Origin of the sequence: Duganella vulcania (assembly GCF_009857655.1) — a bacterium.
In the GTDB taxonomy this organism is placed as follows: Bacteria; Pseudomonadota; Gammaproteobacteria; order Burkholderiales; family Burkholderiaceae_D; genus Rugamonas; species Rugamonas vulcania.
This window is the reverse complement of sequence record NZ_WWCX01000011.1, coordinates 37218-57863: the sequence shown is the minus strand read 5'-3', so window position 1 is coordinate 57863 and position 20646 is coordinate 37218. Positions and strand designations below refer to the sequence as shown.

18 protein-coding genes are annotated in these 20646 nt (G+C 62.9%); 11 read left to right on the top strand and 7 right to left on the bottom strand.

The annotated features are described in order from the left end of the window. Positions 1-2: 2 nt before the first annotated feature. A complete protein-coding gene (locus tag GTP90_RS09855; protein ID WP_161083352.1) occupies positions 3-476 on the top strand; it encodes a GNAT family N-acetyltransferase in 474 nt (157 codons plus the stop codon). Here the strand turns inward: GTP90_RS09855 and GTP90_RS09850 are convergent. Further along, positions 450-2663 (bottom strand): patatin-like phospholipase family protein, encoded by a 2214-nt coding sequence (locus tag GTP90_RS09850; protein ID WP_161083351.1) that lies wholly within the window; start codon positions 2661-2663, stop codon positions 450-452. The genes GTP90_RS09855 and GTP90_RS09850 overlap by 27 nt on opposite strands. Before the next feature lie 140 nt (positions 2664-2803). On the opposite strand from GTP90_RS09850, the gene GTP90_RS09845 reads away from it, so the two are divergent. The 6 genes from GTP90_RS09845 to GTP90_RS09820 are packed head-to-tail and all read left to right on the top strand — an operon-like array spanning position 2804 to position 7555. Beyond that, the gene (locus tag GTP90_RS09845; protein WP_161083350.1) at positions 2804-3142 is read left to right on the top strand and encodes a hypothetical protein; all 339 of its coding nucleotides are present in this window, start codon (positions 2804-2806) and stop codon (positions 3140-3142) included. A gap of 53 nt (positions 3143-3195) precedes the next feature. Further along, a complete protein-coding gene (locus tag GTP90_RS09840; RefSeq protein ID WP_161083349.1) occupies positions 3196-3516 on the top strand; it encodes a hypothetical protein in 321 nt (106 codons plus the stop codon). A 1-nt stretch (position 3517) separates the two neighbouring features. Further along, on the top strand, positions 3518-4885 hold the full coding sequence (locus tag GTP90_RS09835; RefSeq protein ID WP_161083348.1) for a TolC family protein: 1368 nt from the start codon (positions 3518-3520) through the stop codon (positions 4883-4885). Next, the gene (locus GTP90_RS09830) at positions 4882-6273 is read left to right on the top strand and encodes a multicopper oxidase family protein (RefSeq protein ID WP_161083347.1); all 1392 of its coding nucleotides are present in this window, start codon (positions 4882-4884) and stop codon (positions 6271-6273) included. The genes GTP90_RS09835 and GTP90_RS09830 overlap by 4 nt, the downstream gene beginning before the upstream one ends. A gap of 11 nt (positions 6274-6284) precedes the next feature. Beyond that, entirely contained in the window at positions 6285-6656 is a 372-nt protein-coding gene (copC, locus tag GTP90_RS09825; protein WP_161083346.1) for a copper homeostasis periplasmic binding protein CopC, read from the top strand. Further along, the gene (locus GTP90_RS09820) at positions 6656-7555 is read left to right on the top strand and encodes a CopD family protein (RefSeq protein ID WP_161083345.1); all 900 of its coding nucleotides are present in this window, start codon (positions 6656-6658) and stop codon (positions 7553-7555) included. The genes copC and GTP90_RS09820 overlap by 1 nt, the downstream gene beginning before the upstream one ends. Positions 7556-7570: 15 nt before the next feature. Here the strand turns inward: GTP90_RS09820 and GTP90_RS09815 are convergent, their stop codons facing one another. After that, entirely contained in the window at positions 7571-10771 is a 3201-nt protein-coding gene (locus tag GTP90_RS09815; RefSeq protein ID WP_161083344.1) for a di-heme oxidoredictase family protein, read from the bottom strand. Positions 10772-11046: 275 nt separating this feature from the next. On the opposite strand from GTP90_RS09815, the gene GTP90_RS09810 reads away from it, so the two are divergent. Together GTP90_RS09810 and GTP90_RS09805 are read left to right on the top strand one after the other, a co-directional pair. After that, positions 11047-11370: an ArsR/SmtB family transcription factor gene (locus GTP90_RS09810; RefSeq protein WP_161083343.1), complete on the top strand. Its 324-nt coding sequence runs from the start codon at positions 11047-11049 to the stop codon at positions 11368-11370. After that, entirely contained in the window at positions 11370-11783 is a 414-nt protein-coding gene (locus tag GTP90_RS09805; protein WP_161083342.1) for an SRPBCC family protein, read from the top strand. Before GTP90_RS09810 ends, GTP90_RS09805 begins: the two co-directional genes overlap by 1 nt. A 56-nt stretch (positions 11784-11839) precedes the next feature. Here the strand turns inward: GTP90_RS09805 and GTP90_RS09800 are convergent, their stop codons facing one another. Together GTP90_RS09800 and GTP90_RS09795 are read right to left on the bottom strand one after the other, a co-directional pair. Continuing rightward, positions 11840-12331 carry a hypothetical protein gene (locus tag GTP90_RS09800; protein WP_161083341.1) on the bottom strand — a complete coding sequence of 164 codons (492 nt, stop codon included), beginning with the start codon at positions 12329-12331 and terminating at the stop codon, positions 11840-11842. Between the two features lie 32 nt (positions 12332-12363). Continuing rightward, a complete protein-coding gene (locus tag GTP90_RS09795; RefSeq protein WP_161083340.1) occupies positions 12364-13284 on the bottom strand; it encodes a hypothetical protein in 921 nt (306 codons plus the stop codon). 259 nt (positions 13285-13543) lie between these two features. Between GTP90_RS09795 and GTP90_RS09790 the strand changes: the two genes are divergently transcribed. Together GTP90_RS09790 and GTP90_RS09785 are read left to right on the top strand one after the other, a co-directional pair. Further along, positions 13544-15754, top strand: coding sequence for an OsmC domain/YcaO domain-containing protein (locus tag GTP90_RS09790; RefSeq protein WP_161083339.1), 2211 nt, complete (start codon positions 13544-13546; stop codon positions 15752-15754). A gap of 13 nt (positions 15755-15767) precedes the next feature. Next, a complete protein-coding gene (locus tag GTP90_RS09785) occupies positions 15768-16430 on the top strand; it encodes a dihydrofolate reductase family protein (RefSeq protein ID WP_161083338.1) in 663 nt (220 codons plus the stop codon). A 268-nt stretch (positions 16431-16698) separates the two neighbouring features. On the opposite strand, the gene GTP90_RS09780 is transcribed toward GTP90_RS09785, so the two are convergent. The 3 genes from GTP90_RS09780 to GTP90_RS09770 all read right to left on the bottom strand — a co-directional run bounded on the left by GTP90_RS09780 (position 16699) and on the right by GTP90_RS09770 (position 20550). Beyond that, positions 16699-17250, bottom strand: coding sequence for a DUF4123 domain-containing protein (locus GTP90_RS09780; RefSeq protein ID WP_161083337.1), 552 nt, complete (start codon positions 17248-17250; stop codon positions 16699-16701). Then, positions 17243-17992, bottom strand: a complete 750-nt coding sequence (locus tag GTP90_RS09775) for a hypothetical protein (protein ID WP_161083336.1) — start codon at positions 17990-17992, stop codon at positions 17243-17245. Before GTP90_RS09775 ends, GTP90_RS09780 begins: the two co-directional genes overlap by 8 nt. A gap of 218 nt (positions 17993-18210) precedes the next feature. Further along, positions 18211-20550, bottom strand: a complete 2340-nt coding sequence (locus GTP90_RS09770) for a hypothetical protein (protein ID WP_161083335.1) — start codon at positions 20548-20550, stop codon at positions 18211-18213. Positions 20551-20646 lie beyond the last annotated feature (96 nt).

Here is a 20646-nt window from a genome sequence, read left to right as displayed (position 1 = left end):
CAATGACCGCACACGTGACGCTGCAAGACATCGACGAGGACAACTTCGAGAGCTTCATGGACATGGAGCTCCCGGAGCACCAGCGTGATTTTTTGGACAGCAATGCCTATTCGATCGCGCAATCCAAGTTCTATCCCGACTTCTTCACACGCGGAATCTACTGCGACGGCAAGCCGGCCGGCTTCCTGCTGTACGACTGCAAGGCCGAGGACATTCCCGGCCTGTATGGCATCTATCGCTTCATGGTCGATTTTCCACAGCAGGGCAAGGGCATAGGCCGCAAGGCCATGGCGCTGCTGCTGGAGGAACTGCACGCCAAGCCTGACGTCGAGCGCATCATCATCTACTACAAGCCGGGCAACGTGGTGGCGCAGGCCTTCTACCGCAGCTTCGGCTTCCGTGAATGCGGCATCGACGACCAGGGCGAAATGATCGCCGAGATCATACCGTCACGGCTTCCCGATCAGCAGGTATAAGGCGGTCTGGTTGCGCGACGCGCGGCCGGCGCCAAAGTACAACGGCCCCAAAGGCGTATCGATGGCGATGTACAGCGCGTTGCTGCGCACTGTCTGCTCGCCGTCCTGCGCATCGATCGTATTGCCCATGCGGCCCAGCTCCGCCGAGGCGCCGACATAAGCACCGTTCAGCAAACCCGGCGCCGTCAGGCGGTAGTTGTACACCAGCCGGCCGAAATGCAGGCTGTTGCCGACCAATTCTCCGGTGCGGTAGCCGGACATGCGCAGGAAACCGCCGAAGGACACGATCTCATGGTCGGGCAGGGAATTCCCGCCCAGCTTGTGCTGGATTTCCACCGCACCCTGGAGCGAATGCGGCCCGGTGGCGAAAGCCCCCAGCGCGGAGAAGGACAGCTTGTTGTAGTTGGAGTCGGCGCCCATGGCCGTGCGGGATGCGTAGACACGCAGGTCGGCCTCGACGCCGGAGCGCGGGAAGGTGCGGTCGTCCAGCGTGTCGGCCCGCAGGCGCGCCTGCAGGCCGCCGGTGCGGGCGCGCGGGAACAGCTCGGACGGCGGCACGAAGCTGGTGTCGGGCAGCAGCTTGACGTGGCCGCGCGTCACGCCGATGCGCGCCTCGCCCCATTCCGCAAGCGGTGCGCCGAGATCCACTCCGGCGGCAACCGATTCGTTGCGGTAGCGCGCCAGGCGCTCGCCATGCGAGTAGATATCCAGCGGTGTGCGTTCACCCGACAGATAGCCGCTGGCGAACAGCCGCTGCGCGGGCGTCAGCGGTTGCAGCCATTCGGTGCTGATGCGGTCCGTGTGGCCGATTGCCAGGTCGTTGCGCCACTCCGCGCCCAGCGCATTAAGCCATGTCCAGCGGTGCATGGCCCGCAGCGTGAAGAAGGAATCGCCTTCGAAGTCGGTCGAGATGCCCAGGCCCAGGCGCAGGTATTGCGGCCCCCACGACTTTTCATTGACGGTGGTGGTCATCTCATGGCTGCCGTCCGGCCGTGGAGTGAGCGCGTAGCTGACATGTTCGAAGTCGCCACGCCCGAACAGGCGGCGCATATCCCGTTCGGCCTTGGCGGCGTCGAACTGGTCGCCGGCCTGGGTTTCCATGGTGCCGCGCAGCGATGCCTCGGGCACCCGTTGCGTGCCGTCGATGTGGACCGCCGACAGCAGCACGCCCTCTGGTGCGCGGGCGCCATGGCGGCGCGCGCTCAGCACCGCGTAGTCGTTGGCCGGCACGGCGTATCTCCGCAGCTTGCCGGTGGCCTGGCGGGCGGCCTGTTCGCCGTAGCCCTCGGCCTCCTTGAGCAGGTCGAAGCTGGCCGCATCGACGTCCGCCAGGTCCGGCGTGATCAGCACGTCGACCTGCGGATTCAATTCGGCCAGCGAGGTGCGCAGATTGCTGGCGGTGAGCATGCGCGTCATCTGTTCGGACATCGACAGCACCGATTTGATCTGGTCGCGCCGGAGCAGCGGCGAGCCGATATTGATGGCGATGATGACGTTCGCGCCCATCGCCCGCGCCACGTCGACCGGCAGGTTGCGGGCGATGCCGCCGTCAACCAGCAGCTGGCCGTCGATTTCCACCGGGCTGATAACGGCGGGGATGGCCATGCTGGCGCGTACCGCCTGCGCCAGGTTGCCATGGTCCAGCACCACCATCTCGCCGTTGCTGACGTCCGTGGCAATGGCGCGGAAGGGAATGGGCAAGCGGTTGAAATCGGAATTGGCCTGGCGCACCGTCAGGCGCCGAAGCAGCGCCTCCAGCGCCACGCCGGACACCGCCCCCTTGGGCAGCGACAGCCCGCCCGGCCCGATGCCGATCTCCGGTCCCACGTAGCTGCCGGCGTCGTCGCTCTTGCGGGCGATCGACAGGTCGCGCCGGGCCACGTCGTGGAAAAGGCTGGCGGTGCTGAGCGTCTGCATCTCGCGCTCGATGTCGGCCAGCGGCATGCCGCTGGCGTAAGCCGCACCGACGATGGCGCCGGCGCTGGTGCCGACGATGATATCGACCGGAACATGCATCTCTTCCAGTACTTTCAGCACGCCGATGTGGGCGCCGCCACGCGCGCCGCCGCCGGACAGCACCAAGGCCACCCTGGGGCGCGCAGTGATGGTGGGGGAGGCCGGCTCCGCATGGGCGAGCGCGGGACTCGCGCAGGCCAGGGAGAACAGCAGCAAGGGTAGTATTCGCATGCGCGGAGTCTAGCATGGAGGTAAATTATCAAACAATATTGGCAATCACGGCATCTTTTGCTTGACCTTACTGCAGTGGGAAGGTGTAAGGTGTGCGCTGTTGCCTGTCTCCGAGAGACTGCGGTACCATTGACCACACCATGCGCCCATTCATCCGCCTACTGCTCTGGATTTTGATAGCAGCCCTGCCGTTGCAAGGGGTGGCGGCCGTCTTCGTTCCGTGCGTGGCGGCGCAAGCGCAAGTGGCCACCCAGCCGGCTGCGGGCGCGGAACACTGTGCGCCGGCCAAGTCCGGCCTGGCATCCGGCGCGCATGGCAAGTGCAGTCATTGCGCCAGTTGCGTGGGTGCCTGCGCGCCGCCCACCGTGCCTGTGCTGGTGCTGCCGGCTGGCCTGTCGGGCGCCCGCGTCGTCGCGCCCGAACCCGCGATGACCGCCTACATCCCCGCCACACTGGAACGTCCGCCCCGTCTTTCCTGAAGATGCCGAAGCTGCGGGATCGTCCCGCGTATCCGTCACTTTTTAGGAATCCCATGAACCACACCCGCATATTGATGCTGGCTGCCGCCTGCTTGCCGTTGCTCGCGTCGGCACAGGCCACGTCCGGTGCCGCCGATGCCGGCGCCAAGGTCGTACCGCCGGTCTACCGCTCGGCGTTCGCCGATTTCCGGCGATCCGAAGAACCCGCAGACACGCCCGACAAGGCCTGGCTGCTGGCCAACCAGGCACTGGCCGGCCAGCCCGGCCACTCCATGCACATGCAGATGGAGCCGATGGCGCCGGCCGGCATGCCGAAAGCCGAAGCCGGGGAAGACCCGCACAAGGGTCATCACATGCACATGAAAGAGAAATGATATGGCGCGAATATTTAACACAGCGCTCAACACGGCGGCAGGAATGTCGCTGGCGCTGCTGGCGGGATGCGCCAGCCTTTCCGACGACGCCGGATTGAACGACGTCTCCCGTCTGACGCAGGAACGCATAGGCCAGCAGGCCAGCTTCTCGCGCGACGCCAACAACGACCAGCAGGTACGTTCGCTGCTGGCGCAACCGCTGACCGCTGAAACGGCGGTGCAGATCGCGCTGCTCAACAGCCCCGCGCTGAAGGCTTCGTTCGCCGAGCTGGGAGTGTCGGAGTCGGAGTTCGTCCAGTCCGGCCGCATGCGCAATCCGGGATTCAGTTTTGGCCGCATCCGTGGCGGCGGCGAGACCGAGATCGATCGCAGCGTCATGTTCGACATCGCCGGTCTGCTGACGCTGCCGGCACGCTCGCGCATCGGGCAACGCCGCTTCGAACAGGCCAAGCTGCAAGCGGCGGCGCAAGCCATTCAGCTGGCGACCGATACCCGGCGCGCCTACTTCACCGCGGTCGCCGCGGCGCAATCGGCCGCGTTCGCGGAGCAGGTGAGGGTAGCAGCCGACGCCTCCTCCGAACTGGCGGAAAGAATGGCGAAAGTCGGCAACTGGAGCAAGCTGGATCAGGCGCGTGAACGTGCCTTCTACCAGGACGCGACCACGCAACTGGCACGCAGCCGCCACGAGGCGACCGCCTCGCGCGAGCAGCTGGTACGTCTTCTTGGCCTGTGGGGCGAGCAGCAGAACTTCGTGCTGCCGGACCGCCTGCCGGACCTGCCGGCGCAGCCGAAGGAGATGAACAACGCCGAAGCGCAGGCGTTGTCGCAACGGCTGGACATGCTGGCAGCCCGGCGCGACACCGAAGCCACCGCCGACGCGCTGGGCCTGACCAAGGCCACAGGCTTCATCAACGTGTTCGACGCCGGCTACGCGAACAAGAGCACCAGCGGCCTGCCGCGTGAAAACGGCTACCAGGTCTCATTCGAGCTGCCGATCTTCGATTGGGGCGGCGCCAAGGTGGCGCGGGCGCAGGCGCAGTACATGCAATCGGTGCACCGCGCGACCGATACGGCGGTGCGCGCCCGCTCCGAAGTGCGCGAGGCGTATTCGTCCTACCGCACCACCTACGACATCGCCCGCCACTATCGTGACGAAGTGGTGCCGCTGCGTAAAAAGATCTCCGACGAGGTACTGCTGCGCTACAACGGCATGCTGGCCAGCGTGTTCGAGCTGCTGGCCGACTCGCGCGAACAGCTCAACAGCGTCAACACCGCCATCGAAACACAGCGCGATTTCTGGATCGCCGAGACCAAATTGCAGGCGGCCGTCAACGGCGGCACCGCCAACGAAACAAGGATGACCCCATGATTTCACGTAGAGACTTCTTCAAGGGCGCTGGCGCGGTCGCGGTCAGCGCGGCAGCCGTCAGCAAGGCCGGCGCGGCCACGCTGCCTGAAGCCATGACGATGGATAACGCCAACACCCACGTCCCGCCGCCGCCGTCCAACGGCCGGCCATTCAATCCGGTGGTGACGCTCAACGGCTGGTCGCTGCCGTGGCGGATGAATAACGGCGTCAAGGAATTCCACCTGATCGCCGAACCGGTGGTGCGCGAGATGGCGCCCGGCATGAAGGCCAACCTGTGGGGCTACAACGGCCAGTCTCCCGGCCCGACCATCGAAGTCGTGGAGGGCGACCGTGTACGCATCTTCGTCACCAACAAGCTGCCGGAGCACACCAGCGTGCACTGGCACGGCCAACGCCTGCCCAACGGCATGGATGGCGTGACCGGCCTGACGCAGCCCGGCATCGCACCTGGTAAAACCTTCGTGTACGAATTCGTCGCCAAGCGGCCCGGCACCTTCATGTACCACCCGCACGCCGACGAGATGACGCAGATGGCGATGGGCATGATGGGCTTCTGGGTCACCCACCCGAAGGACCACAGGCAGTTCGCGGTGGACCGCGACTTCGTCTTCCTGTTGAACGCCTACGACATCGACCCGGGAAGCTACACGCCCAAGACCAACACCATGTTGGAGTTTAACCTGTGGACCTTCAACAGCCGCGTATTCCCCGGCATCGACTCGATGCCGGTGCGGCAGGGCGACAAGGTACGCATCCGCGTCGGCAACCTGACGATGACCAACCACCCGGTGCACATGCACGGGCACGAGTTCTACGTCACAGGCACCGACGGGGGCTGGACGCCGCCGGCATCGCGCTGGCCCGAAGTGACGACCGATATCGCCGTCGGGCAGATGCGGGCGATCGAATTTATCGCCAACGAACCTGGCGACTGGTCCTTCCACTGCCACAAATCGCACCACACCATGAACGCCATGGGCCACAGCCTGCCGACCATGATAGGCGTGGACCACAGCGGCATCGCCGAGAAAATCAACAAGATCGTCCCGGACTACATGACCATGGGCGACAAGGGCGGCTCCATGGGTGGCATGCAAATGGCGCTGCCGGAAAATACGCTGCCGATGATGACGGGCGAAGGCCCGTTCGGCGGCGTGGAGATGGGTGGCATGTTCACCGTGGTCAAAGTGCGCAAGGATCAGAAGCCCGGCGACTACACGGACCCCGGCTGGTACAAGCATCCAGCAGGCACGCTGGCCTACGAATGGACCGGCGCCATGCCGGAACCCGCGCGCAAATACACCGCCGGCGGCCAGTCCATGCCGGCCTTGAACCAGCCAAACGTCGAACTCACCGTCCGCAAGCCGAGCGGCCATAGCGGGCATTAAGGAGAAAACTCATGAAGCCATTCCAAGCCATCGTAGCATCCGCAATCGTGGCAGCGGCCACGCTGGCATCGCCATTCGCGGCAGCGCACGCAAGCCTGAAGCGTTCCAACCCGGCCGCCAACGCCGTGCTGGACACGGCGCCAAAGGAGATCGCGTTGACGTTCAATGAAAGAGTGGAGCCGGCGTTCAGCAGCATCACCCTGACCGGCGCGGGTGGGAGCACGCCCGCCGGCCAGGCCAAGGCCACGGTGGATAACGCCAATCCGATGATTCTCCGCCTGGCTTTGCCGCCGCTGCCGGCAGGCGCCTACACGGTCGGCTGGGCCGCCGCCGGCCGTGACGGCCATCGCCGCAAAGGCGAGTTCACGTTCAGTGTCAAATAGTGGGCGCTGGATTCGATACCGTCTGGCTGGTGCAGGTCGGGTCGGCGTTCGCGCTGATTTGCGGCTTCTGCTGGCTGGCCGGTTCCTGGTGCGCACGGCGCTGGCTACCGGGCGACGATGTCATGTCGGTGGCACTTGACGCCCGCCTGCGCGTGTTCGACCTGCTGGCGGCGGGCATTGCCATCGCCGCCGCCGGCTGGTCGCTGTTGGCTGCAACCGCCGTCATGGCCGGCTGCACCATGCGCCAGGCATGCGACATGTTCTGGATGATGGTCAGCGGTACGGCTTATGGCCATGCCGGCTGCCTCGCCCTCGCGGCGTTGTCGGTCGTATTCGTACTGCGCTGCATACCGCGCTTGCCGATGGCTGGAGAGACGGCGGTGCTGCTGGCGTTGGGCGTATTCGCCCTGACCCGGGCGTCGATGGGCCACGCGGGCGAAGAAGGCGTCTGGACACTTCCTTTCGCTGCGGAGGCTATCCATCTGTCGGCGATTTCGGTCTGGACCGGCGTTGTGGCCGTATCGGGGTGGTGCGTGCTCTCCGCGCGGCTGCCGCCGGCGGCGAGAAACCGCTATCTGGATTCGATGTCGCATACAGCGATGGCGGCTGTCGTTGCCATCGCTGCGACGGGCGTCTACAGCGGCTGGCATCGCGTCGGCAGCACCGGGAATTTGATGAATACCGTTTACGGCTTTACCTTGCTGGCCAAGGTAGCGCTGGTGGCGGCAGCCGTCGGCATCGGCGGCTACAATAAATTCATTGGCTTGCCGGCCGCATCGCGTTCGCTGAAGGGCGTCGCGGTGGTGCGGCTGGCGCTGCGGATTGAAACGGCGCTGCTGCTCGGCGCCGTGCTGGCCGCCGCCAGCCTGACATCCCAACAGCCGCCGACAGCAGTTTGACGGCGGCCATTGAGGCTACAGGGACTTCAGGAACGCCAGCAATGCGTCGCGGTCAGGCTTGGACAGCGCTTCGAAACGCTGGCGTGACTTGTCCGCCTCGCCCGCGTGCCACATGACCGCCTCGGTCAGGTTGCGCGCGCGGCCATCGTGCAGGTAGCCGACCTTGCTGGCGTTGCCCATCACCTTGTCCGTGTAGCCGATGCCCCACAGCGGCGAGGTGCGCCACATGCCACCCTTGGCCTGGCCTTCGACGAATTTGTCGGCCAGGCCGGCGCCCATGTCGTGCAGCAGCAGGTCGGAGTAGGGACGGATGGTCTGGTTGCGCAGTTCCGCAAACAGGTGGCCGGAGCCGGTCTTCATCTCTGCGGTGTGGCAGGCCACGCAGCGCATGCCCTGGAACAGTTTCGCGCCGGCGGCGACTTGCTGCGCATCGACCCGATGTTCATCCAGCGGCGCCACGCCTTTCGGGAAGCCGCTTGGAATGCTGCGCTGCGCCGGCACAGCCACCAGCGACAGGTAGCGGGAGATCGATTGCAGGTCGGCTTCCGAGATGCCCTTCTGCGTGCCGCCTGCCGCGCAGCCGGTCGGGCCGGTGGCGCAGGCGCGGTTGGGATAGACCGGCGAGGTGACCGACATATCGAGCAGCAGTGCTTCGCTGGCTTGATGGCGCAGCGTCGCCTTGCCGGCCTTCCAGCCGAAGCGGCCCAGGCGCACGGCGCCGGTCTCCGGCTCGTAGACATAGTTGGCCACGCCAACCACGCCGTCCGCATCAGGCGTCGTGCGGGCGCGTGCCAGGATGTCCGCTTCAGGAATGGCTTCCAGCAGGCCGGTGCCGATCATCGGCTGGGCGGCGCGCAGCGAGTAGATGGCCGGCGCCGGGCCTTCGAAGGCCAGCGTTGGCTTGCGCAGCTCGACGGCCGTGCCGTCCGCCAGCTTCACGGTGCGCGACTCGAAGCCGCCCACGCTGACGGTGCTGCCCCAGTTCTGCGGCGTGCCGCTCGCCGACACGGCGTTCATCTGGATCGCCGTGCCGTACAACGCATGCGGCAGTTGCTGACCCTGCGCGTTGACCGCCGCCACGCGGATGGCCATGTTGTCGAGCTTCTGGTTGACGGCGATCGGCGCGGGACTGCGGCCGTTGTTGACGTGGCAGCCGATGCAGGCCGACTGGTTGTAGCGCTGTCCCTGCAAGCCCACCGCAGGCAGATAGCGGTCGTTGCCCGGTTCATTGTGGTCGCCGGTGGTGAAGTTGGTGTGCACCAGGCGCCGGCCTTCGACAAAGCGCTGCATGTTCTGCATGCCGATGTTGTTGTGCGGCTGCTGGAACATGAACAGGCCGTTGTCCGAATAGTTGTACGACACCGAGCCCTGGCCGCCGGACAGCGTCTCTTCCGGCAGCGGCACGGAGTTCAGGCGCGGCTGCACGCCATACCACGGCTTGAGGCCTGCACCGACCACATACACCCACTCGTAGGAGTAGTAGCGGATGCCGCCGGTGTCGCCGTTGGCGGTCATCGATGCGGTGGTGGAGAACATCGACGGCGAGACTTCGATCACGTCGCCGGCGACCAGCGCGCGCGCCTTGACGTCCTGGCCATTCGGCATGCCGTTGGCATCGAGGCCGCCGTGCCCCGGGTAGTCCTTGATGCGCAGCGTGCAAGCGCCGTTGATGCCGTCGGTGCTGGACAACTTGGCGGCGGCGGGGAAGGCCACCGGTTTGCAGAGCGCCACGCTGCGGTCCACCAGTTCGCCCGGCGCCATCCAGCCGTAGCCGGTCACGCCCGGACGGTCGAAGCCGCGGAAGAAGGCTATGCCGCCCGGCAGGAAGTCCACCGTCGTGTACTGGTTGACGACCAGCGTGGGCTTGGTCACGCCGGGCACGCGGCTGTTGTCGATGATCTCGACGCCCCAGGTGCGGTTCTTGAAGTAGTTCGATACAAAGGTCAGGTAGTTGCCGGGACCTTTATCGAGCGGGAGGCCGGTGACCGGATCGACAGTATCGTTCGGCCCGTAGCCGATTTCGTTCCATTCCTCGCCACGCTCGCGGCCGTGGCGCGCCAGGCCGCGCGCGCCGAAGCGGGTGACCAGCGTGCCGTCGGCCAGCGTGAATTGCAGCGTCTCCAGCGGCTGCGCGGCGGCGGGCAAGGGCGCCCAGCCGGCGCCGCTGGCGGGGTATTTCAAGGCCGAGGTGGTGTTAGTCGCCAGCGTGTTGTCGCTGCCCGGCGTCTTGAACTCCACTTCATACAGCGAGTAGCCGTACTGCGTGGCGCGGGCCACGCCCTGCAGGCGCACGTAGCGGGAATTGATGCCCAGGTTGTAGAACTCCTCGGTGCCACCCTGGCCCGCGCCGACGTAGCGCACCTGGGACCAGGCCTGTCCGTCGTCGGAAACCCGCAGCGCGTATTGCTTGCCGTAGGCGTTCTCCCATTGCAGCTTCATGTAGCCGATCTGGGTCTTGGCGCCGAAGTCGAACTGTATCCAGGCGCCGTCCTCGGCCGTGCTGGCCCAGCGCGTGGCGGTCTTGCCGTCGATCGCCATGGCTGCCGACAGTCCGCCGTTTTCCACCGCAGACGAAGTCGCCGCCACCGGCTTGACGACCACGCCGGGCTTGGTCGGATCGATCACCACTGGCGGCGGCGTGTCCACCGGCGGCGTGGTGACCGGCGTGCCGGTGAAGGCCTGGATCTCGAAGATCGAATAGCCGTACTGCGTCGAGCGCTTGATGCCCTTCATGCGCAGGTAGCGGCCCTGGCCCGACAGGCCGGTCCAGTCCTCGCTACCGCCCTGGCTGTTGCCGACGGCCTTGATCGTGGTCCAGGTCGCATTGTCGTCGGACACTTGCAGCAGGTACTGGGCGGCGTGGGCATTTTCCCATTCGATGTGGACACGGGTGATGGACTGTGACGTGCCGAAATCCAGCGTCAGGTACTGGTCGTCGCTGAAGCCGCTGCCCCAGCGGCTGGCATCGTTGTGGTCGATGGCGGCAGCTGCGGACAAGTCGCCCCGCTCGGACGAACTGGCTGTGGCGCCGACCGGCGTCAGCGCGGTTTCCGCCGCTACCGAGGTGCCGGACTGCACCTTCATAACCCCCAGCATGCGCGCGGCGGGCGGTCCGGCGGACTGGTCGCCACCGCCGCCACCGCCGCAAGCGGCCAGCAGCAATGGCAAGAGCAGGGGCAGGGCCTGCGGCGGGAGGTTTCTGCGACGTCTAGTCATGATGCATCCTTCATTCCTGTTGATGTGGGAACGCTTCCACCCCCAGCTCCGGCCGTTTGCGGCGCGTGCTCGTTTAAAAAAGGTATGGATTGCCTGGGTGAGGAGGTGACACTTGCCCGGCCTTAAAACTTTCGATAGGGCAATAGTTGCGACGATATCCGGGGCGGCCGGGCATGTCAAGATGCGCACGATTGACATCCACATAAAATTTTCGCTTGACGACTGATAACCGGCTGGTTATAGTTTAACCCATAACTCTGTGGCTATTGATTCAAATGACAAATTCTCATGACGAGCTGTTTCGGGCGCTTGCCGATCCCACCCGGCGGGCAATCTTCGAAAAGCTATGCACTGGCGGCGAACAAACCGTCGGGGTGCTGACGGCGCAGGCCCAGGTGTCGCAGCCGGCCGTGTCCAAGCACCTTGCCGTGTTGAAGCAGGCCGGGCTCGTGCTGGATAGGCATGAAGGACGCCAAACCCACTACAGCGCTCAACCCAAGGCGCTGACTCCGCTGTTGGACTGGACCAACCAGATGGCACGCTTCTGGGACAGCCGGTTCGACGATCTTGATGACCTGTTGAAAAGGATGGACCAATAATGAACGCTATCGCCGAACAAATCCGTACCGTCGTAGTCGAACGGGAGTTTCCACATCCGCAGGAGAAGCTGTGGCGGGCGCTGACCCAGCCGCACCTGATCGAGGCCTGGCTGATGAAGAGCGACTTCCAGCCCGTGTCGGGCCATCACTTCAACTTCCGCGCGGAATGGGGCTCGGTCGATTGCCAGGTGACGGAAGTCGAACCGATCCGCACGCTTGCCTACACCTGGAACGCCATGGGACTGGAAAGCGTCGTCACCTGGACGCTGGAGCCGACCGCCGGCGGAACGCATCTGCGCATGGAACAGACCGGCTTCCGGCCGGACCAGGAGCAGGCCTACCAGGGCGCCAAGTATGGCTGGCAGCATTTCTTCAACTCGCTGGAGCAGGTGGTGGCGAAGGAAGCGAATTAGAAACAAAAGTGCCGATGGAGCGGCAAATTGCCGCGCTCCATCGGCACTGCCAAGGCTTACTTGGAGTTTTCGATAAACTCCAGCACTTTCTCGTCAACCAGGCCGTTGTCCTTCACATGCGACAGCAGCTTGTTTTCCAGCGTGGCGTCGGAATCGATGCCTTCGGCATGCACGACGGTCGACTTGCCGGCCTGCTTGCTGCCGCCGACCAGGGCCAGGTGGACGTCGGAGCCATGCACCTCGAACGATTTGATGTCGGAAGAAATGTCCGAGTTGTTCGTCACGATAAAGCCCTGGTAGCCCAGCTTGGGCTCCGGCTGGACGGTTTCGCTGGTGCCGGCGCCTTTCTTCTGCGGCAGGTTCTTCGCCAGCGCCAGGATCTCCTTGATCTGGACCGGATCGGTGACCACGAAGGTCGGGTTGGGGCGGCCCGAGAACACCAGCAGTTCGACTTTCAGCGACTTCACGATGTCCCCCGCTTGCGCACCGGCCAGAACGCAAAATGAGCCGGCAACCAGGAGCGCGTGCTTGATAAAAGATTGCTTCATTTGGAATGTCCTATTCTATGTGGGTAATCGGATTAGCGGATGTCCGCTTTGCCCTGGCCTTGGACCGCGTCCGACGGCGTGAAGAAATAGCCCACGAACAAAGTGTACATGCCACGATTGGCCGTTTCCGGATTGGAGATCGTCACGCCGCTGTTGTCGACGTTGGTTGCGCGCGTCTGGCCGGGCTTGTGGGTCCAGCGGCCATCGGCGTCCTGACGGTACCAATGGTAGTCAACGCCGGGCGCTACCACCAGTGCGATTTTGGTTTTGCCCTCGGGCGAGGTGCCGGTGGCGGTGGTCGGCACCAGGCCGTCCGCCACGGCCGCGTTGTACACGGCCGGGCCGGTCATCGCGTAGCCGCTCACGCCGTGCGCGCGGCCAGGCTGGGCAAAGGTGTCGGTGCGCTTGTTGTTGGCGTAGTTGTAGCAGTTGTTATTGCGCTGGATGGTGGCGCCGTCGTTCCAGAACGTCGGCTGATACGACGGCGTGGAATAGATCGGCGCTGGCTGGACCGAGGTATTGCTTGCCCATAGCACGGTGTTGCTGGCCGATTTGACCACCAGGTTACCGCTCGACAGCAGTTGCAGGTAGGAGCCGGGATTGTTCCAGGTGTTGGTATGGAACAGGACGTCGGTGCCATTCGCGCCGTAGACCACCAGATTGCCGTCGCCTTGCATCACCGTCACCGCGCCGGGATGTCCCCAGCTGTTGGTATGCCACAGGGGCACGCTGTCCGACATGCGGTACAGCACCAGGTTGCCGTCGCCTTGCATGATCAGGTTGACCAGGTTGTTATCGGTAGGCTTCAGGAATTCATTGGCCTGCAGGGTTTCCCCGGCGACCAGTTTGTCCGTGTAGCTATGCGCCGCCGAGGCTTGCAACGCGACACTGAAGGCGAGGAGGGCGGCCGCGAAATGTAGCGGTTTGAAGCTTTGAGAAAGTGTTGATGCCATTATTTTTCCTATTTTGTGGAGTTGACTTGCAAGATCACCAAAAATACGGCCATGGTCATTACGTTTCCTGAATGCGTCAGTCGCTGGCTTCCGGCTTGCGAAGATTGACGCCAAAAAAGTATATGCTCGGCATATCTTTTTGTAAACGTTATATTCGTCGCAATTTTTCCACGCTGGCGGGGCTGGCCGCCAGCCTTTGTTGTTCGGCTAAAAGGGCGGATAATGGTGGATTATTTTGAGCAAAAAATGGAATTCAGCTATGGAAATCAAGGTCAACTTTCTCGATAAGCTACGTCTCGAAGCCAAGTTCGACGACTTCACGGTGATCGCCGACCAGCCTATCCGCTACAAGGGCGACGGCTCGGCCCCTGGCCCGTTCGACTACTTCCTGGCGTCGTCCGCCTTGTGCGCAGCCTATTTCGTCAAGCTGTACTGCACCACCCGCAATATCCCGACCGAAAATATCCGCCTGTCGCAGAACAATATTGTTGACCCGGAGAACCGCTACCAGCAGATTTTCAAGATCCAGGTCGAGTTGCCGGCGGATATATCCGAGAAGGACCGGCAAGGCATCCTGCGTTCCATCGACCGTTGTACCGTGAAAAAAGTGGTCCAGGAGGGGCCGGAGTTTGTGATCGAGGAAGTCGAGAACCTCGATGCGGACGCCCAGTCTTTGCTGACGCTCAATCCCGATCCTGGCGCGACCACCTACATCTTGGGCAAGGACCTGCCGCTGGAGCAGACCATCGCCAATATGTCGGGGCTGCTGGCGGGCCTGGGCATCAAGATCGAGATCGCTTCCTGGCGCAATATTGTTCCCAACGTTTGGTCGCTGCACATCCGCGACGCGCACTCGCCGATGTGTTTCACCAACGGCAAGGGCGCGACCAAGGAAAGCGCGCTGGCATCGGCGCTGGGCGAGTACATTGAACGGCTCAGCAACAACCATTTCTACGCCGGCACGTATTGGGGCGAGGAGATCGGCAACGCGGCGTTTGTCCATTACCCGAACGAGCGCTGGTTCAAGCCAGGCCGCAAGGATGCGCTGCCGGCTGAAATCCTGGACGAGTACTGCCTGGACATCTACAACCCCGACGGCGAGCTGCGTGGCTCGCATCTGTACGACACCAACTCCGGCAACGTGGAGCGCGGCATCTGCTCGCTGCCGTTCGTGCGGCAGTCGGACGGCGAGGTGGTGTATTTCCCGTCCAACCTGGTCGAGAACCTGTTCGTCAGCAACGGCATGAGTGCCGGGAACACCTTGGTTGAAGCCCAGGTGCAATGCCTGTCGGAGATTTTCGAACGGGCGGTCAAGCGCGAGATTCTCGAAGGCGAGCTCGCATTGCCCGACGTGCCGCAGGAAGTGCTGGCCAAATACCCCGGCATCGTGGCCGGCATCAAGGGCCTGGAAGAGCAGGGCTTCCCGGTGCTGGTGAAAGATGCGTCGCTGGGCGGGCAGTACCCGGTGATGTGCGTCACCTTGATGAATCCGCGCACCGGCGGCGTGTTCGCATCGTTTGGCGCCCACCCGAGCCTGGAAGTGGCGCTGGAACGCAGCCTTACCGAACTGCTCCAGGGCCGCAGCTTTGAGGGCCTGAACGATTTGCCGCGTCCGACCTTTGTCAGCAACGCCGTGACCGAGCCGAATAACTTTGTCGAGCATTTCATCGATTCCAGCGGCATCGTCTCGTGGCGCTTCTTCAGCGCCAAGTCCGACTACGACTTTGTCGAGTGGGATTTCTCCGGCCACGGCGAAAACTCCAACGCCGACGAAGCCGCGACGTTGTTCGGCATTCTCGAAGCCATGGGCAAAGAGGTGTACGTGGCCGTCTTCGACCAGTTGGGCGCCGCCGCCTGCCGCATCCTCGTGCCGGGCTACTCGGAGGTCTATCCGGTGGAAGACCTGATCTGGGATAACACCAACAAGGCGCTGTTGTTCCGTGCCGATATCCTCAACCTGCACAAGCTGGACGACGCCAGCCTGGAGGCCTTGCTTGAGCGTCTGGAAAACAGCGAGCTGGATGAGTACTCGGACATCGCCACCCTGATCGGGGTCGAATTCGATGAGAATACGGTCTGGGGTCAGTTGACGGTCCTGGAGTTGAAGCTGCTGATCCAACTCGCGCTGCAGCAATTCGAGGAGGCGCAGGAACTGGTGGAAGCCTTCCTGCAGTACAACGACAACACGGTCGAGCGCGGCTTGTTCTATCAGGCCTTGAACGTGGTGCTGGAAGTGATGCTGGACGACGATCTGGAACTGGACGATTACGTTGTCAATTTCCGCCGCATGTTTGGCGACGCCCGGATGGATGCGGTGATAGGATCTGTCGAAGGCAACGTGCGCTTCTTCGGTTTGACGCCGACGAGCATGAAGCTGGAGGGCCTCGATCGGCACCAGCGCCTGATCGACAGCTACAAGAAACTACACGTGGCGCGCGCCAAGGCTGCCGCGTCCAATGAAGATTCCTGACCAGGGAGGTTGAATGTCCGAACTCAAAGTACAGTGTTTTTCCATATCGCTCGATGGTTTCGGGGCCGGCCCCAACCAGAGCTTGCAGAGTCCGCTGGGCGAGCGTGGCGAGGGACTGCACAAGTGGTTCTTCGGCACCCGGACTTTCCAGCGCATGCTGGGCGACGAAAGCAAGGGAACGGATGGACCGGACGAAGACTTCGCGGCGCGCGGTTTCGCCAACATCGGCGCCTGGATCCTTGGCAGGAATATGTTCGGCCCGGTCCGCGGGCCGTGGCCGGACGAGAGCTGGAAGGGCTGGTGGGGCGAGGAGCCGCCGTATCACGTTCCGGTGTACGTGCTGACCCATCACCCCCGCGCTCCGCTGGAGATGAAGGGCGGCACGACCTTCCATTTCGTCACCGACGGCATCGAATCCGCGCTGGCGCAGGCGAAGAAGGCCGCCGATGGCAAGGACGTGCGCCTGGGCGGCGGCGTCGCCACTATTCATGAATATCTGAAGGCCGGCCTGGTCGATGAGATGCACCTGGCAATCTCCCCGGTGGTGCTGGGTTCGGGAGAGTCCTTGTTTGCCGGGTTGGACCTGGTTAGCCTGGGATTCCAGTGCGTCGAACATGTTCCGACGTCAGCGGCGACGCATGTCGTGCTGCGGAAGAACGCTTCAGGTCAGACTTGACCTGAAGCGAGCCATGAAAATACATATTCTCATTAAAAAATTGACATGCAGATTGCAACGATTATTGGTTTGGCAGGTACGGTAACATGCGTAGGTCTCTTCATTAAACAAAAGAACTGGTTGCTCGCTACTGCCTTCGCTTTTTCTACGGCATATATCATGCTGGATAAGGTAATTCACATTCCTGTAGTGCCATATTTTTTGGTTCCCTGGTTGGCGTATTTGTTTTTTGCCCTGGTCGCGTACGAGGTTTTTCGAACGGTTGTCCTCAAATAGTGTCATCCAGCGTCCTGCAGCGCATGGCGTCGTCATGCAGGGTGAATTCAATCGCCTTCTTGCCGCCGTCGCTCTCCGCGACGATCCGGGACAGTGGTCCGAGAAAAGTGCGGAACTCTTCGCTGGTGCATGTCGGAAGATAGGTATTAAGTACGCGCGGGTCGTAATAGCGGAAAGCCAGCAGTTTTCCGCCCTCGGTCTGGACACGCAGGAATTTTTTCAGGTGAAGACGCTGTTGGGCCAGCGTGACATCGGCCTTGGCGACGGTGAAAATTCCCCATGCGTTTCCCCAACCACGCTTCAGCAGCCTGCTGGCTGCGGCTGAGCCAAATGGCAAATGTATGAGATAGGGGGCAGCAGCCTGGAGCCGCGGGTGCATCTGCCCTGAAAACAGGCAGGCGTGCTCCAGGCCGCTGGAGCGGACAAGATTTTCGATATTGGGATCGCGCGCGCCGTCGAGCAGCCAATGGACGTGCCAGCCGTCCATTTCCGCGTCATCCACCCAAAGCTTATTGATCAGGGGATGCAGTGTGGCCTCATTCATCTGATGTCTCCCGAAGTTTTCGCATTTCCTCGCATATTTCACAGAACGGCGTTCCATCGCGCGCAGCTCGCTCGAGCGTTTCAGCCTGCGCGACCTGGCTGTTGACGGCTTCAGGCGCCGGTTCGGCCGCCGTGCGCGCCGCCTCGCAGATCTCGCAAAATGGCGTGCCATCCTTGGCCGCTTCCTCGAGCGTTTCAGCCTGTGCAATCTGGGCAGCTGCGGATGCCGGCAATTCGGCCTCCGTGATGGAAGACGGATTGCTTTCCTCCGTCACCAAGGCACTCACCTCGGGTTCCTGCACCTGTACCGGTGTTGCGGGTGAGATGGAGCTCAGCAGCGGCAGGTCGGCTAGCGCGTTGTCGGCCGCGCTTGCTGGCGATGGACCGATCAACCGTCCGGGAGCGCGTGGCTGGCTGCATTCTTCCACCACCACCACAGCGCCCGTCGCCAGCCGCCGCGCGAGTGCGTGCTGCCAGCCGTCCGCGCCCGAATGCGCGCCGGCCAAGGACGTGCCTGAGCGTTGCAGAATCGACTTGAGTTCGGAGCGGGCGCCCGGTTCGCCCAGCCAGTAGCGTAAATAATCGAAAGCGTCGCCCGCCGAAGCAAAGCGGCGCCGGGTTGCCAAGGCGGATGGCCGGCCCAATCCATCCAAGCTGAGGGAAGTGTGTTCGACCAGCGCAGCGGACTGGTAGAACAGCACGCGTGTCGGATGGCGCCAGAGGCTAGCAAGCGGATGCTGCATAAGGTGAAATCCCGGCGTTGAAATCGTTTCGACACACTTTCTTCAGTGTTAATCATATCCTAAAATCATTGTCGCGGACGGGGTGGAGGGCAGCCGTTTCCCTTCGCACCGGCTGTGGAAGGATGGTTCAGGTGCATCAGGCGCCGCAGGGACCTCAGGCTGTTGGCATCGGGTGATGCCAACAGCCGATCCGGTCTGACTGCGCCGTTACCTGCCCATCAAGCGCCGGGCTTGGTCGGAGCGACTTCAACGTAAGGCTGTGGTGCCGTTACAGCGCGCCCGATCTTCGCGGTCTGCTTGAATTGCAGGACGCGCTCCAGGGCGTCGCTGTCGAGGTAGTCGGATTTGTCTTCAGGCAGAATCTGGTTCCACACCCCCACGATCTGCGGCGCCGGTATCCGGAACACGAATTCTCCTCCCATGGAATAGCTGTTGGACGATTTGCTGTCCGCGGTGGATGCCTCGGTATGCGACACACTGAAGCACAGGAAGCCGCCGCCGCTGGAGGAATTGCGCTCCGAATGCTTTTGCAGGGAGTCGGCCTGGGCCTCTTTCAACTTCATTTTGATGGTGATGTCTTTCGCCAGCAGCACGGCAACCGGGTAGCCGGGCAGGATGGCCGAATTGAGTTTGCGGCAGTTTTGCGCCGCTGCCGCCTGGGTCTCCTCGGCGCCGCCCAGTGCTTTCTGCAGCAGCTGGCTTCTGGAGATGGGATCCTTGGAGGTGACCGGCGTGTCCACCGCCTTGAAGAAGTGGTTGGACCTGCCGAACAACTCAGGATGCATCCACGGACGCTCGATCAGCACCTTGGTGGCCAGCATGCCGATCTGAATGCTGGCGCCTTCCGCCAGGTATTGGGTCGCAAACGACTGCGACTGGCTGCTGTCCTGGCCACCGGCACTGCCGAAGAAGAAATCCACGCCCCAGTTTGTTTCCGAGAAAGAGGTGCTGGATTGCGAGGCGGTGCTCATGCTGCTCTGGTTGACCTGCACCGTGATTTCACTCCAGCGCTGGTTGAAGACATCGTCCACGGTCGATGCGTTGACGGGATGGTCGCCGCCGTCGGCGAGCAGCGTGATGCCGGTGCCGTTGAGCTGAATGGCCCGCCCCGCGGCCGAGTTGAAGTTGCTGATTTGATCCATCAAGATGGTCAGCTGCGATTGCAGCTTGGCCAATACCGGTGCGATCATCTCGCGCAGCCCCTCGCCGGCCCGGCTGTTGAGATACGCGGTGGCTTTCTGCGCCAGCGCCTGTCCCGACTTGACCATGCTGCCGGTGTCATCGACCAGCAGCTTCTGGCCCTTGTTAATGTCCTCGGCAGCCTTGACATAGTCGAACTTGCCGCCGCCGCCAGGTTGATCTTTGTCGAGCTTGTCCTTCAGTTTTTTCGCGTCTTCCTCTTTTTGCGTCTGCTTGCCCTGTGCGTACTGCTGATAGATCTTTACCGCCGTCACGGTGTTGTCGCCGTAATCCTTGACCATCTGGCTGGTGCTGTCGAAATATTTTTCGGACGCGTCGTTGAAGGCGGCCAGCGCAGTGGCGATCTCGTCCTTATTGCTATCCGGAATCTGGGCGATGATCGCATTCCAGGCGAAGATCTGTTCACGCAGTTGGTCGATGCACAGGTCCATGTAGCGCTGCTGGGCCTGCGGGTCGGCGAGCAGATCGCGGAAAGTCGACGACGGCTTCAAGGCGTTGCCCCAGTTACGCGGGATGGCCTGGGTGCTGTAGAAACTGTCTCCCAGGCTGCTCGGCACCGGCGTTGCGGCGTTACGCAAATCCTGCTTTGCCCGCAGCAACGCGGCGGCGTCATGCGTATCGAGGATCGCCAGCGCGTCCTCGAATTCGTTGATCGGAAAGTCCGCCAGCATCCGGTTGTACGCCGCATCGATGCCGGCCACATAGCTTTCGGCGTTCTGCTCGTACCAGGTGATGTATTGCTCCCACCAGTCGGTATCGCCGTTGCTCCTGTAGTAGTCGAGCTTGTCGGTTTTCAATGTGCTCCACGCCTGTTTCCGTTCGATCCAGCGGTCTTGCAGGATGGTGTATTTTTCCAGCAGCGACACCTTGGTCTGCACACCGTTGATGTCGATGGTGGTTTGCTGGTCCAGCCGCTGGCGGATCACGCTCTGCAAGTTGATCAGGGCTTCGTTGGGTATGGGGCCGTAGCTTTCGATGGCCTGCTGATAGCGGTCGGAAACGCGCGTACCGTCCGGTTGGGTAACCGTGGCGATCGGATAGAACTGGTCGAACAGCGTGGACTGGTTGATTTCCAGCAGCGCGGACAACGGAGCGTTGGCCGCCGCGTCATCCTGGTAGGAGCCATAGTCGAGCAGCGTTCCCGGCCACACCATCGACAGCAGCTGCATGGGATTGGAATTGCCGAAAGTTTCGCTGAACTTCTGGTACAGCAGATCCACCGGCGACAGGATGATCGTGTCATCGGCGGCGGCCGCGGCCGGTGCTGCCACGGCATCGCCCAGCACTGGCGCCGGGACAGTTTCGCGCTCGGCGGCTGGCGTGCCGAGGCCCAGTTCATTTGCGGTGATAATCGTCATTTCTGCTCTCCTTGAGTTTTGGGGCGGCCCTATGGCCGGGATGGCGTGGCATCGGAAGCTGCGATGGCTGCGCTAAGCAATAGTGTGGACGGCGGC

Coding starts and splice junctions, on each gene's coding strand:
- GTP90_RS09855 (WP_161083352.1), top strand. CDS start 3: ATGACCGCACACGTGACGCTGCAAGACATCGACGAGGACAACTTCGAG.
- GTP90_RS09850 (WP_161083351.1), bottom strand. CDS start 2,663: ATGCGAATACTACCCTTGCTGCTGTTCTCCCTGGCCTGCGCGAGTCCC.
- GTP90_RS09845 (WP_161083350.1), top strand. CDS start 2,804: ATGCGCCCATTCATCCGCCTACTGCTCTGGATTTTGATAGCAGCCCTG.
- GTP90_RS09840 (WP_161083349.1), top strand. CDS start 3,196: ATGAACCACACCCGCATATTGATGCTGGCTGCCGCCTGCTTGCCGTTG.
- GTP90_RS09835 (WP_161083348.1), top strand. CDS start 3,518: ATGGCGCGAATATTTAACACAGCGCTCAACACGGCGGCAGGAATGTCG.
- GTP90_RS09830 (WP_161083347.1), top strand. CDS start 4,882: ATGATTTCACGTAGAGACTTCTTCAAGGGCGCTGGCGCGGTCGCGGTC.
- copC (WP_161083346.1), top strand. CDS start 6,285: ATGAAGCCATTCCAAGCCATCGTAGCATCCGCAATCGTGGCAGCGGCC.
- GTP90_RS09815 (WP_161083344.1), bottom strand. CDS start 10,771: ATGACTAGACGTCGCAGAAACCTCCCGCCGCAGGCCCTGCCCCTGCTC.
- GTP90_RS09810 (WP_161083343.1), top strand. CDS start 11,047: ATGACAAATTCTCATGACGAGCTGTTTCGGGCGCTTGCCGATCCCACC.
- GTP90_RS09805 (WP_161083342.1), top strand. CDS start 11,370: ATGAACGCTATCGCCGAACAAATCCGTACCGTCGTAGTCGAACGGGAG.
- GTP90_RS09800 (WP_161083341.1), bottom strand. CDS start 12,331: ATGAAGCAATCTTTTATCAAGCACGCGCTCCTGGTTGCCGGCTCATTT.
- GTP90_RS09795 (WP_161083340.1), bottom strand. CDS start 13,284: ATGGCATCAACACTTTCTCAAAGCTTCAAACCGCTACATTTCGCGGCC.
- GTP90_RS09790 (WP_161083339.1), top strand. CDS start 13,544: ATGGAAATCAAGGTCAACTTTCTCGATAAGCTACGTCTCGAAGCCAAG.
- GTP90_RS09785 (WP_161083338.1), top strand. CDS start 15,768: ATGTCCGAACTCAAAGTACAGTGTTTTTCCATATCGCTCGATGGTTTC.
- GTP90_RS09780 (WP_161083337.1), bottom strand. CDS start 17,250: ATGAATGAGGCCACACTGCATCCCCTGATCAATAAGCTTTGGGTGGAT.
- GTP90_RS09775 (WP_161083336.1), bottom strand. CDS start 17,992: ATGCAGCATCCGCTTGCTAGCCTCTGGCGCCATCCGACACGCGTGCTG.
- GTP90_RS09770 (WP_161083335.1), bottom strand. CDS start 20,550: ATGACGATTATCACCGCAAATGAACTGGGCCTCGGCACGCCAGCCGCC.